Here is a 12,691-nt window from a genome sequence, read left to right on the forward strand (position 1 = left end):
GGCACCGGTCCCGGGCGATAGCCTGGACCACGTGACCCCACCCTGGCCTCTGACCTGCCCCGCCTGCGCCGCACCGCTGGAGACGACCCCGCTGGAGACGACCCCGCGGCCGAGCGCAGCGTCACCCGTGGGGCTGCAGGCGCTGCGCTGCCCCTCCGGCCATCGCTTCGACGCCGCACGCCAGGGCTATGTCAACCTGCTCTCGGGCCGCGGCACCCGGTTCACCGCCGATTCTGCGCAGATGATCATGGCCCGGGAACGCGTGCAGGACGCCGGGGTCTTCGCTGCTCTCAGCGAGGAACTGGCACGGATCCTGATCCAGGACCTGCCCCAGCGCGGAACCGCCTGGGCCGCTGAATCTGCGCTGCTGCTGGACTGCGGTGCCGGCACCGGACACTATCTGCACCAGCTGCTCGAGGTCATCCCCTCAGCCCACGGGATAGCCCTGGATCTCTCCACCGCTGGACTCAAGCGCGCGGCCCGCCACCCGCGAACCCTCGCGCTGGCCTGGGACCTGTGGCAGCCACTCCCCCTGGCCTCGGATTCGGTGGACCTGTTGCTCGACGTCTTCGCCCCCCGCAACGTGGCCGAGTACGCACGCGTGCTTCGCCCGGGCGGCCTCGCTGTGGTGGTCACCCCCGGTGACTCACACCTGATCGAGCTGCGCTCAGCCGGGATGCTCGAGGTGCAGGGCCAGAAGCTGCATCAGCTGCAGGAACAGATGGCACCGTCCTTCGGGGCCCCCGAGCAGAGCACACAGGTGACCACGGCGGTCCCCGTGGACGCCGGACTCGCCGCTGACCTGGTCTTCATGGGTCCCGCCGGACATCACCACGACCATGACACGCTGCGTGAGAGTCTTCTGGCGCGGGAGGTGTCACAAGTCACCGTCCACCTCGACGTGAGCCTGTGGCGCGGATAGGCTGAAGGCACGCGAATATGGGTTGATGAGGAGCTGAGATGATCGAATGGTTCGGCGACAACCTCTGGGCGCCCTGGTTGGCACTGGCCCTGGGGCTCCTGGTGCTGGAAGCCATCACGCTCGATCTGCTCTTCCTGATGCTCGCCGTCGGAGCCGGCGCGGCCACCACGGTGGCCCTCGCCGGAGGCGAACCCTGGCTGCAGGTGCTGGTCGGCTGCGCCACCGCGCTGCTGATGCTCGGCGCGGTCCGGCCCATCGCGCTCAAACATCTCAAGAAGGGTCCGGCGAACCAGCTGACCAACATCGACCGGATGGCCGGCATGGAAGCACGCGCCCTGGAGGCCATCACGGGAGACTCCGGACTCGCCGAGGTCGACGGCGACACCTGGACGGCCCGCACCCTCGACGACGTGCGCATCGAACCCGGAATGACCGCCGTCGTCGACTCGGTGGACGGCGCGACCGTCTACCTTCGGCCGGCGCGAGACATCAAATGGGATGACGCGGGACCTGACACCCTCGGGCCCCGCACTCCCCGACCGGAAGGCGCCTGAGCGATCATCAGGCGCTCCACTGAAAAGAACGGAACGTCATGGAAGTCACTGCACTTGTAGTTCTCCTGGTCCTGGTCGCTCTGGTGGTGATCGTCATCGCCCGCAGCGTGCGCATCGTGCCGCAGGCTCGCGCGGGCCTGATCGAGCGTCTGGGCAAGTACCAGCGCACCCAGGGACCGGGACTGACCCTGCTCGTCCCCTTCGTCGATCGGCTGCTGCCGATGCTGGACATGCGCGAGCAGGTCGTGTCCTTCCCTCCCCAGCCGGTGATCACCGAAGACAACCTGGTGGTCTCCATCGACACCGTGGTGTACTTCCAGATCACCGACCCGAAGGCTGCGACCTACGAGATCCAGAACTACATCATCGCGGTGGAACAGCTCACCACGACCACCCTGCGCAACGTGGTCGGCGGACTGAACCTGGAAGAGGCGCTGACCTCGCGAGACCGGATCAACGGACAGCTCCGCGGAGAACTGGACAAGGTCACCGGACGCTGGGGCATCCGCGTGGCCCGAGTGGAGCTCAAGGCCATCGAGCCGCCGCACTCCATCCAGGACTCGATGGAGAAGCAGATGCGCGCCGAGCGTGAACGTCGCGCCGCGATCCTCACCGCGGAGGGCACCAAGCAGGCCGCGATCCTCACCGCAGAAGGTGAGCGCCAGGCCTCGATCCTCGCCGCCGAGGGTGACGCGCAGGCACGAATCCTGGGCGCCAACGCCGAGGCGCAGGCTATCGAGACCGTGTTCAACGCGGTCCACGACTCCGAGCCCGGCCCAGAGCTGCTCTCCTACCAGTACCTGCAGATCCTCCCGGAGATCGCCAAGTCCGAGTCCAACACCATGTGGATGATCCCCGGCGAGTTCAGCGACGCGCTGAAGAACCTCTCCGGCGCGTTCGGCGGCCCCGAGTCAGCTCAGCAGTCCGGAATCAGCCTCGAGGACCGGGAAGCCGAACGCGCGGCCCGCACGGAGCGGCTGAAGCAGCGTCGCCAGGAGAAGGCCAAGGAGAACGCACAGAACCAGGGCAAGCCCTCCATCTCCTCGGCCATCGCGGATATGGCCGAGTCGGCCCGCAGCACCTCGGTCACCGATGAGAATCCGCACTACACGAGCCGCCAGGAGATCGAGCAGGAGGCCCGCAAGGCGCAGGTCGGCAACGCCACGGTGGCCGACACCCGCACCGAGGCCCCCGCCGAGGAGGCCACCGAGCTCACCGAGCAGCCGGTCTTCCAGCAGCAGCCGGAGCCCATGGAGGACCCCCAACGCTGACCAAGATGGGAATAACACCGCGGTGCTCTAGAGTTATAGGTAAGAATGACTCTGCCCATCACACTGGAGGATAATCGATGAGTGATCGCAGTCTGCGCGGAATGCGCCTCGGTGCGCAGTCCATGGAAACCGAGCAGGGCGTCGAGCCGGCGCCCCGCCAGGAGATCGAGTACCTCACGGAGGACGGCGAGCGGATGCGGGTGATGTTCTCCGCTGAGGCCGATGTCCCGGCCACCTGGGTCTCCCCCACCGGCAAGGAAGGTCTGCGCGTTGATGTGGACCGGCCCGAGGCCGAGCCGGTGAAGCCGGTCAGGTCCCACTGGGACATGCTGCTGGAAAGACGTTCTACAGAGGACCTCGAGGTGATCCTGCAGGACCGCCTGAAGCTGCTCAAGGAGCGTCGCGGCGAGGCCGCCTGAGACTCTCGAAGCGGATCCCCGGCTGAGCTGAGAAGCTTGCCGAGCATACAGCGACGGCGTCCCTCCCGAATTCTCGGGACGGACGCCGTCGCTGTATGCATCTGCTGTTCCGGAGTCCTTCTTCCGGTCCGTCTTCCATGGTCACGGCTGGCTGCCAGGGGCGGATCCTCAGCGCTGGCGCAGCTTCTGCCCCAGCGTCCTCGCCCGAGCACGCAGCCCCCAGCGCGTGACGTTGACCATCGCCTCGACCACGATGTTGGAACTCATCTTGGATTCACCCTGGGTGCGCTCGACGAAGGTGATGGGCACCTCGGCAATGGTCTTGCCCATGCTCGCCACCCGGAAGGTCATATCGACCTGGAAGCCATAGCCCACCGACTCGATGCTGCCCAGATCGATCTCTTCGAGCACCGAACGCCGGAACACCCGGAATCCGGCCGTGATGTCTCGGACCTTCAGACCCAGCAGGGTCCGGGAGTAGAGGCTCCCCGCCCGGGAGATCGCCACCCGGTGCAGCGGCCAGTTGACCACCGAACCTCCCGGCACCCAGCGCGACCCGATGACCAGGTCAGCCTCATCGATCTTGGCCAGCAGCTTCGGCAGCTGTTCGGGCTGGTGTGAGCCGTCGGCGTCGAGCTCCACGAGCACGTCGTAGCCGCGTTCGAGTCCCCAGTGGAATCCCGCGATATAGGCGCCGCCGAGCCCGTTCTTGGCCTTGCGGTGCAGCACATTGATCTGCGGGTCCTGGTCGGCGAGCTCCTCGGCGAAGTCCCCCGTCCCGTCGGGGCTGTTGTCATCGACGATGAGCACATCTGAGGTCGGCACTGCCGCCCGCAGACGTTCCACCGTGCCCGGCAGGGCATCGATCTCGTCATAGGTCGGGATGATCGTCAGGATCTTCACGAGTCGCTTCGCGTCCTTCTGGGGGTCGTGGGGCTGGGTGCAGTGGGTCGGGGACAGTCTACGGTCACCTGCTGGCAGCTACGTCTGGGAGGCCCTCGCGGAGCCGGCGCCCGATCCAGCGGTCACCTCGACGCCGTCGATCACCGTGGCGATCAGCGTGGGCAGCGTCTCCCCGTCGAGGTAGGGCAGCAGCGGCGTGCGGGCCCGCACGTCGGTGCTCCACGCGGCGGTGCGCGAATCCGGCGTCTGGACTGCCAGGGAATCCACCTCCCAGACCGCGTAGGTCGCACGGGCGCCCGGATCCAGCTGGGCTGAGGTGGCCGGGGTCCCGCTGGACTCGGGCAGAGAGCGGTAGGCGCCGCGGGTCTGGGCGTTGAAGGCCGCCCGCACCGACACCGGATCGTCCTGATGATGGACATGCGCACTCACCGCGGCCCAGGGACTGTGCCCGGCCTCCGCCACGGCGCTGACCGGCACACCCACGCTCAGCGCAGTGGCCAGGTGACCTCGACCGCGCAGGACCACCTGCACACCGGTGTTCAGCAGCGATTCCCAGTCCTCGCGGGCGGCGGAATCGAAGCCGTGGAGCACCGTGGGCAGCCCGCCGGGTGAACTCTGACGTTTGGCCCGCATCTCGGCGGTGGACTCCACCAGGGCGGCGACCACGAGGCCAGGCTCGCTGGGCTGCTCCACATGCAGGATGAGCTGACGCTGCGCCAGTGCCGCCGCGAGCCGGATGCTCAGCAGGTGTTCCAGCACATCCCCGGCGGGGAGCTGAAGGGCCGCCGGGCGGCCGATGATCGCGTCCACGGTGCGAAGCAGCTCGGCGGCGCCCCGCACCGCGTCGAGCCGGTCTGCCACGCCTGAGTCGCCGAGACCGATCAGCGTGAGCACCGGATAGGCCCGCACCCGGTGACCGGCGGCGGCGCGGAACGCGGCGTTCAGCGTGGCCTGCACCGCCTCGGCATCGCTAAGCGCACTCACCGGCAGCTCGATGTTCAGCCGCGCCGCGCCACATCCCTGCGCCGCGACCCCGTCCAGCTCGGCGGTGATCCGGTCCTCCCAGGAGCGGGTCTCCCCAGCGTCGGAGCTGGGCTCCTGTGTTCCGGAGCCCTCCTGCGCATGGGGGGCAGCCACATCCTCCCAGCCCACGAAGGCCGGCGCCACCAGGGCGCGGTCCAGATCCTGGATCACCAGGTCGGGGTCTCTGCGCTCCGCGGCGGTCTCATCCGAGCCGACCCAGGCGATGAGCCCGTCCTCGAGCAGCATCGCGTCGGCGTAGGGCTCGGACGGGGAATGGATCGTGCCGTTGGTCAGCATCCGCGGCGGGTGCGCGGCACCGGTGCTAGTCATCAGCGGGTTCCTCCAGGTTCTGATAGGCCACCGAGGAGTATGCCACCACTCCCCTGCCGATCAGCTGCACCGCTTCATGACAGCGCGCCGAGAGCTTGGCCGGGGTGTGCGGGATCTTGCTCAGCTGGTCCAAGGTGTCGATGCACTGCTTGGTCCACCGCACGAAGTCCCCTGCGGCGAGCGGCGAGTCGTCCAGGGCGCTGCGCAGGCTCTGGCCCCCTGCCCAGGCGTACATGGGCAGCACCAGGCCCAGCTCGGGTGCCGCAGTAGGCTCCAGGTGGTGCCGCTTCTCCAGACCCTCGAGCTCGGCGTGGATCTCGATCCCGGTGCGCGTCGCCTGGGCCAGGCGCTTGGTCGGCATCACCGGCATGGCCCCCTCATCCTCACGCTTGGCCTGGTAGACCAGCACGGTGACGAACGCGGCGAGCTCCTGCGCCGTGAGCCCGGAGAGGACCCCGCGCTCCATGAGCAGCCCGGTGAACAGGTCTCGTTCCCCGTAGATGCGGCGCAGCTGCTGTCCGCGATCGGTCACCGCGAATTCAGTGGCGAACCACTCCTCTGCGGTGAATCCCGGACGCTGCGCCGCCGGTTCAGCGGCGCTGAGCTGCTGCGGGTCGGCAGGTGGGACGTGGGGCATCAGCTCCGGATCCACCGCTTCCAGATGTCCGAGTTCATGCAGCACCCCGCAGACCCGGTCGAAGATCTTCGCGATCGAGCCGGTGCGCCGGTCGATCTTGAGCTTGAGCTGGTCGATCTCACGCTGGAGCTTCCAGGCGCGTTCGGCCCAGCGCGCGTGATCCTCCCGCTCGCTGCAGCCGTGACAGGGGTGGCGCTGCAGGGCGTTCTGCAGCTGCTCCAGCGACTCCGACTCGGTGTCCTCCTCGCGGAATCCGAATCCGGCGGTCGGTGCCCCGGCTCGGGGAGGCACCCGCTCATGCATCGCGGCGCGCATCGAGGACGCGAGATCTCGGCGAATCTTGGGCACCTTGACCTGGGGCTTGCGCGGGAGCCGGATGCTCGCGATCACCTCCGGGGGCTGCGCGAAGTCTTCGGCGGTGATATTGCGGAACTTGCCGTCGGCGGTGATCACTCCGGGCCGAGGATCATGCTCTGGCGCACTGTGCACCACCAGGGACTCGCCGAAGCCACGCTTGCCACCGACCTCGATGACGTCGCCGGGCTGCAGCGCCGCCAGGACTCGGATGATCTCGCGGCGGCGCTGCCGGTGGCGCGCCTTGGCCTGGTCCTTCTCGGCCTCGTTGAGCCTCCGGCGCAGCGCCGCGTACTCGCGGAAGTCCCCGAGATGACAGGCCATCGCCTCCTCGTAGCCGGCCATGGAGGACTCGCGCTTCGCCACATCCCGAGCGACGCCGACCACCGAACGGTCGGCCTGGAACTGCGCGAAGGAAGATTCCAGGATGGTGCGCGCGCGTCGTCGTCCGAACTGCGCGGTGAGGTTGACCGCCATGTTGTAGGAGGGCTTGAAGCTGGAGTTCAACGGATAGGTCCGCTTGGAGGCCAGCCCCGCGACCTGGCGCGGGTCCATTCCGGGCTGCCAGACGACGACGGCGTGGCCCTCAACGTCGATGCCTCGCCGGCCAGCCCGCCCGGTGAGCTGGGTGTACTCCCCCGGCGTGATGTCCACGTGGGACTCGCCGTTGAACTTGTCCAGCTTCTCCAGCACCACGGTGCGCGCGGGCATGTTGATCCCCAGCGCGAGGGTCTCGGTGGCGAAGACCACCTTGAGCAGCCCCTCGGCGTAGAGCTGCTCGACGAGCTCCTTGAACGGCGGGAGCATGCCCGCGTGATGTGCCGCGACCCCGTTGATCAGAGCCTCGCGGAAGCTCTCGAAGCCCAGGATTGCGAGGTCCTCGGCCGGAAGATCCCAGCCCACCTGCTCGACCCGGGAGGTGATCTCGGCAGCCTCCTCGCGGGTGGTCAGCACGATGCCGGCCTGCAGGCACTGCTCCACCGCGGCCTCGCAGCCGACGCGGGAGAAGATGAAGCCGATGCAGGGCAGCAGCCCGTCGCGGTCCAGGGCGCGGATCATCTTGGGCCGATTCAGTCGTGGTCGTCCTGCCCCGGACCCGGAGATCCCAGAGGCGCCGGAGGGTCCGGCTCCCCTGCGCCCGCCCGCGCCGCCCCGGCTGGAGGAGGCGCTGCTGCGCAGCTCCTGGCGGGGGCCGCCCTGGCCTGGGCCACCCCTGCCCGGGCCTCCCCTGCCGGGGCCACGGCCCCGACCGGGTCCTCGCCCGTTGCCGCGTGATCGGTTGCCGCCGCTGCGCCGGGACCCAGGCGCCTCGCCCTGGTGCGCCAGACGCTGCAGCTCCGGGTTGACCAGGGTCGGGGCGTCATCGTCCTCCTCGTAGATGAAGAGGTCGTGCAGCTCGTTCTCGACGAACATGTGCTGCCACAGCGGCACGGGGCGGTGCTCCGAGACCACCACGGAGGTCTCCCCGCGCACCGTGTCCAGCCAGGCGCCGAACTCCTCGGCATTGGAGACCGTGGCGGAGAGCGCGGCGACCTGGACATGTTCCGGGAGGTGGATGATCACCTCTTCCCAGACGGCCCCGCGGAACCGGTCGGCCAGGTAGTGGACCTCGTCCATCACCACGTAGCCCAGGTCGCGCAGCGTCGCGGAGTCCTGGTAGAGCATGTTGCGCAGCACCTCGGTGGTCATCACCACGACCTGCGCTTCGGAGTTGATCGAGGTGTCCCCGGTGAGCAGGCCCACCTTGTCCGTGCCGTGGACCTCGACCAGTTCCTGGTACTTCTGGTTCGACAAGGCTTTGATCGGGGTGGTGTAGAACGTCTTCGTCCCGAAGGCCAGGCCGAGGTGGACGGCGAACTCACCGACGATGGTCTTGCCCGCGCCGGTGGGTGCCGCGACCAGAACGGCCCGTCCCGCTTCCAGATGCTGACAGGCCTCGACCTGGAAGTCATCGAGGTCGAAGGCCTGAGCCTTGCGGAAGACCCCGAGCTGAGTCTTGGCCTCCGCCGCTCGTCGACGTGACTGTGCGTAGCGCTCGGCCGGTGAACTCATGCTTCCAGCCTATGACATCCCCGCCGGAGGGATCTCACCGGGCGATCCTGCTCGGCCCGGGGTCTTGATGACCCAGGCCATCCTGCCGCCTCCTGCCAGGCCGACCTGGAGGCGAGCGTGCTGACCTGGAGGCGTGCGTGCTGACCTGGGATCGGAGCTGGTTAGACTGCAGCGGTGACCACGGCTCCCTCCCCCCGACGACAGATCCTGCTCGGGGCGCTGCTGCCGGCGTTCATCTTCAGCCTCGGTGCCGGGGCCATGATCCCGATTCTGGCTCCCTTCGCCGTGGAGCGCGGTGCCACGCTGGCGGTGGCCGGCATAATCGCCGCGATGCTCCCGCTGGGTCAGATCCTCGCGGATCTGCCCGCCGGAGCTCTGGCGGCACGTGTGGGTGACCGTCGGGCGATGCTGTTCGCCGCCGGTGCCGCTGCGCTCGGCTTCCTCGCCGCGGGGCTGGCGCCTTCGTTGATCACGCTGGGGGCCGCCGTCGCCCTGGTCGGTGCCGCGAATGCGGTCTTCCATCTGGCACGGCACTCCTATCTGACCGAGGTGACCCCGGTGCATCAGCGTGCTCGCGTGCTCTCCACGCTGGGCGGGGTGCATCGGATCGGGCAGTTCATCGGACCGTTCCTCGGCGCCGGAGTGATCGTGCTGGGGGACCTGCGCGCGGTGTTCCTGCTGGCGCTGCTGACTGCGATCGCCGCGGGTGTCACGGTGCTGCTGGCCCCGGAGATCGACACTCGCCCAGCGCGAGCACCGGGCATCGCCCAGGCCGGGTTTGCCCAGGTGATCGCCACCCACCGGAGGCTGCTGCTGACCTTGGGCGTGGCCTCGATGCTGGTCGGCACGATCCGTGGGGCACGTCAGCAGGTGCTGCCGCTCTGGGGCGAGCACATCGGGCTGGACCCCACCACCATCTCGCTGCTCTTCGGCCTCGCCGGAGGCATCGACATGCTGCTGTTCTATCCGGCCGGCAAGATCATGGACCATCTCGGCCGGCTCTGGATCGGAGTGCCCTCCATGGTCTGCCTCGGCGTGGCGATGGCGCTGGTGCCCCTGGCCCACTCGGTGCCCGTGCTCGCCGGAGTGGCGGTGCTGCTGGGCATCAGCAACGGTCTGGGCTCGGGGGTCATGATGACCATCGCCTCAGACATCGCCCCGGCCGATGCGCGCCCGCAGTTCCTCGGGGCATGGCGGCTGATGCAGGATCTCGGGATCGCCGCCGGACCGCTGACCCTGGCCGCCGGCGCCGCTCTGGGCTCCCTGGCGGGAGGCATCTGGGTGGCCTCGGCCATGGGCCCGCTGGCCAGTGCAGGGCTGCTGCGCTGGCTCCCGCGCTACTCGGTCCACGCCAGTCGTCGGACCCGCAGGGCCGCCGGGCTGGACTGACCCGCAGGGCCGCCGGGCTGGACTGACCCGCAGGGCCGGGAGTGCCAGCAGGCGCGAGGCGTTCAGGCGGATGACTCCCGGGGAACCCGGGCGGTGCTGCGCCGGACCAGCAGGTCGAAGCTGCGCTGCAGGCTCTTCGGGTGCGTTCCATCGGACTCCACGGTGGCGAGGATGAGCTTCGCCGCCGTCGCCCCCTGGTTCTGGGCGTGCTGGTCGACCGTGGTGAGCTCGAAGAGGGCACCGAGCTCGTGACCATCGACCCCGACCACCGAGAGGTCCTCCGGGACCCTGATCCCGAGCTCCCGCGCGGCGAGGATCGCGCCGATCGCCATCTCGTCCGAGGCTGCGACCAGTCCGGTCATCCCGGTTCCCGGGGTGCCCAGCAGCTGTCGCGCCGCATGGAAGCCTCCAGGGATGGTGAAGTCTGCCTCCCCGATCAGGGCCGGCTCGGAGGCGATGTGGCGGTCGCGCAGCGCTCGGTCGAAGCCGGCTCGTCGCTGACTCGGCACCTTATAGTCGGCGTCGAACTGTTCGGCGCCTCCGATGAAGCCCACTACCTCGTGGCCGAGCTCGAGCAGGTGCGCGGTGGCGAGCTCGGTGACGGCTGCATCATCCATGGAGACCCCCGGCAGGGTGCCGGAGCTGCCGCCGATGATGACCACCGGGATGCCGAGCCGCGCCAGCTCCAGCTCCTCCCAGTCGCTGAGCTCCAGCGCCACGACGATGACGGCGTCGACCCGGCGTCGTCGAAGGAAGGCGGTGAAGATCTCCTGCCGGACCTCCGGGTCCGCGGTGACGTTGTAAAGCGTCACGTCATACCCGGCGCGGGTCGCTTCGGCTGAGATCCCGGTGAGCACGGTGTTGAAGAACCATCGGTGCAGCTCAGGCATGATCACCCCGAGGTTGCGCATCCGACCGGACGCCAGGCTGGAGGCCGCGGAGGAGGCCACGTAATCGAGCTCCGCGGCGACCTCCAGGATCTTCGCCCGCGTGGCCTTCGAGACGTTGCCTCGGCCGCTCAGGGCGCGGGAGACCGTGGCGGCGGACACCCCTGCGGCCTTGGCGACATCATCGAGGCTGGTCATCAGCCCGCCTGCCTCCGCAGCCACACGGTGCAGTCAGCGGGCACCTGGGAGCCTTCCAGCGGCGCGGTGGCGAGGAGCACCTGGTGCCCCGCGGGCAGCGCCGCCGGCTTCGTGCCGGTGTTGGCGAGAACGGTCAGGTCCTGGTTGCTGAACATCAGCACAGCCTCCTCGGCTCCCGGGAGCCAGCGCAGCTCTCCGAGGCCCAGGTCGTGTTCGGCGCGCAGAGCAAGCATCTGCCGGTAGAGGCTCAGTGTGGAGTCGGGATCGCCGCGCTGCACATCCCGGGAGAGGTCCTTCCAGCGTTCGGGCTGCGGCAGCCATGGTGTCGCGCCTGAGCTGAAGCCGAAGTTCTCGGACTCCCCCGCCCAGGGAAGCGGCACCCGACATCCGTCGCGACCGAATCGCTCGCCAGCGGTGCGGAACCAGGTGGGGTCCTGACGGGCCGTATCGGGCAGGTCGTGGACCTCGTCCAGACCAAGCTCCTCGCCCTGGTAGATATACGCGGAGCCCGGCAGCGCCAACATCAGGGCGGTCGCGGCGCGGGCACGTGCCAGGCCGGTCTCGCGGTCGGGCAGACCCGGATGCGCGGGGCCGATCCCGGTCCCCTGCGGGTTCTCCCCGGTGAGCGAGAGCCTGGTGGCGTGCCGCACCACGTCGTGGTTGGACAGGACCCAGGTGCTCGGAGCGCCCACGGCGTTGAAGGCATGCAGGGAATCGTCGATGACTCCGCGCAGCGCTTCCGCCTCCCAGGGGGCCTCCAGGTACTGGAAGTTGAAGGTCTGGTGCATCTCGTCCGGGCGCACCCAGAGCGCCGCCTTCGCCACGGAGGACACCCAGGCCTCACCACACAGCGCCCGATCCCCCGCGTACTCTTCCAGGACGAGCCGCCAGTCGCGGTAGATCTCGTGGACGGCGGTCTGTTCGAAGTAGGGCGCCGGAGTCTCCTCCCCGCCCATCGAGGCGGCGTCGACATCCGGGGTGTAGTCCGGGAAGTCCTGGTCTTTGACCAGACCGTGGGCAACATCGACGCGGAAGCCGTCGACCCCGCGGTCGAGCCAGAAGCGCAGGATGCGCCGGAACTCCTCCTTGACCTCCTCCTTTGACCAGTCGAAGTCCGGCTGGCTCGAGTCGAAGAGGTGCAGGTACCACTGACCCGGGGTGCCGTCGGGCTCGGTGATGCGGGTCCAGGCGGGGCCGCCGAAGATCGACTGCCAGTTGTTCGGCGGCTGTTCTCCCTGCTCCCCGCGGCCCTCGCGGAAGATGTACCGGGCGCGCTCGGGGCTGCCCGGTGCGGCGGCCAAGGCCTGCTGGAACCACGCGTGCTGGTCCGAGGAGTGATTGGGCACCAGGTCCACGATGACCCGGATGCCGAACTCGTGGGCCCGCTGCAGGAGGGTGTCGAAGTCGGCCAGCGTGCCGAAGAGCGGGTCCACATCGCAGTAGTCCGCCACGTCATAGCCGGCGTCCTTCTGCGGTGAGGTCATGAAGGGGCTCAACCAGATCGCGTCCACGCCGAGCTCCTGGAGCGCCTCGAGCCGGGCCGTGATCCCCGGCAGGTCTCCGACGCCGTCGCCGGTGGAGTCCTGGAAGGAGCGGGGGTAGATCTGGTAGATCACCGCGCTGCGCCACCACTGGGCCGGCATCCCCGGCCTCGGGGGCGTGCCGGCTTCGCGAGGGACGACGTCGGAGGTGTCGGTGGAACTGCGCAGGTCCTGTTGAGCGGTCATGTCACCAGCATATATGCAAGCGCTT

10 protein-coding genes are annotated in these 12,691 nt (G+C 68.9%); 5 read left to right on the forward strand and 5 right to left on the reverse strand.

The genetic code is table 11. The features are described 5' to 3' along the window. Positions 1–31: 31 nt before the first annotated feature. From I2487_RS09795 to I2487_RS09810, 4 genes are all read left to right on the forward strand, one after another. Positions 32–922 carry a putative RNA methyltransferase gene (locus I2487_RS09795; RefSeq protein WP_207171881.1) on the forward strand — a complete coding sequence of 297 codons (891 nt, stop codon included), beginning with the start codon at positions 32–34 and terminating at the stop codon, positions 920–922. 38 nt (positions 923–960) lie between these two features. Continuing rightward, a complete protein-coding gene (locus I2487_RS09800) occupies positions 961–1,476 on the forward strand; it encodes an NfeD family protein (RefSeq protein WP_207171879.1) in 516 nt (171 codons plus the stop codon). A gap of 38 nt (positions 1,477–1,514) precedes the next feature. Beyond that, the gene (locus tag I2487_RS09805) at positions 1,515–2,747 is read left to right on the forward strand and encodes an SPFH domain-containing protein (protein WP_207171878.1); all 1,233 of its coding nucleotides are present in this window, start codon (positions 1,515–1,517) and stop codon (positions 2,745–2,747) included. A gap of 77 nt (positions 2,748–2,824) precedes the next feature. Continuing rightward, positions 2,825–3,166, forward strand: coding sequence for an RNA polymerase-binding protein RbpA (locus I2487_RS09810; protein WP_106121456.1), 342 nt, complete (start codon positions 2,825–2,827; stop codon positions 3,164–3,166). Between the two features lie 168 nt (positions 3,167–3,334). On the opposite strand, the gene I2487_RS09815 is transcribed toward I2487_RS09810, so the two are convergent. The 3 genes from I2487_RS09815 to I2487_RS09825 form a co-directional block, all read right to left on the reverse strand. After that, entirely contained in the window at positions 3,335–4,069 is a 735-nt protein-coding gene (locus I2487_RS09815) for a glycosyltransferase (protein WP_207171877.1), read from the reverse strand. 78 nt (positions 4,070–4,147) lie between these two features. After that, positions 4,148–5,422, reverse strand: coding sequence for a hypothetical protein (locus I2487_RS09820; RefSeq protein ID WP_207171876.1), 1,275 nt, complete (start codon positions 5,420–5,422; stop codon positions 4,148–4,150). Further along, on the reverse strand, positions 5,415–8,465 hold the full coding sequence (locus I2487_RS09825) for a DEAD/DEAH box helicase (RefSeq protein ID WP_207171875.1): 3,051 nt from the start codon (positions 8,463–8,465) through the stop codon (positions 5,415–5,417). Before I2487_RS09825 ends, I2487_RS09820 begins: the two co-directional genes overlap by 8 nt. A gap of 174 nt (positions 8,466–8,639) precedes the next feature. On the opposite strand from I2487_RS09825, the gene I2487_RS09830 reads away from it, so the two are divergent. After that, entirely contained in the window at positions 8,640–9,854 is a 1,215-nt protein-coding gene (locus I2487_RS09830; protein WP_345941393.1) for an MFS transporter, read from the forward strand. A 62-nt stretch (positions 9,855–9,916) separates the two neighbouring features. Here I2487_RS09830 and I2487_RS09835 read toward each other — a convergent pair whose 3' ends face one another. Both I2487_RS09835 and I2487_RS09840 read right to left on the reverse strand, forming a co-directional pair. Beyond that, on the reverse strand, positions 9,917–10,939 hold the full coding sequence (locus I2487_RS09835; RefSeq protein WP_207171874.1) for a LacI family DNA-binding transcriptional regulator: 1,023 nt from the start codon (positions 10,937–10,939) through the stop codon (positions 9,917–9,919). After that, positions 10,939–12,666 (reverse strand): glycoside hydrolase family 13 protein, encoded by a 1,728-nt coding sequence (locus I2487_RS09840; protein WP_207171873.1) that lies wholly within the window; start codon positions 12,664–12,666, stop codon positions 10,939–10,941. Before I2487_RS09840 ends, I2487_RS09835 begins: the two co-directional genes overlap by 1 nt. Positions 12,667–12,691: the final 25 nt, after the last annotated feature.

The sequence above is a fragment of the Nesterenkonia sp. E16_10 genome (genome assembly GCF_017347085.1).
GTDB lineage: Bacteria > Actinomycetota > Actinomycetes > Actinomycetales > Micrococcaceae > Nesterenkonia.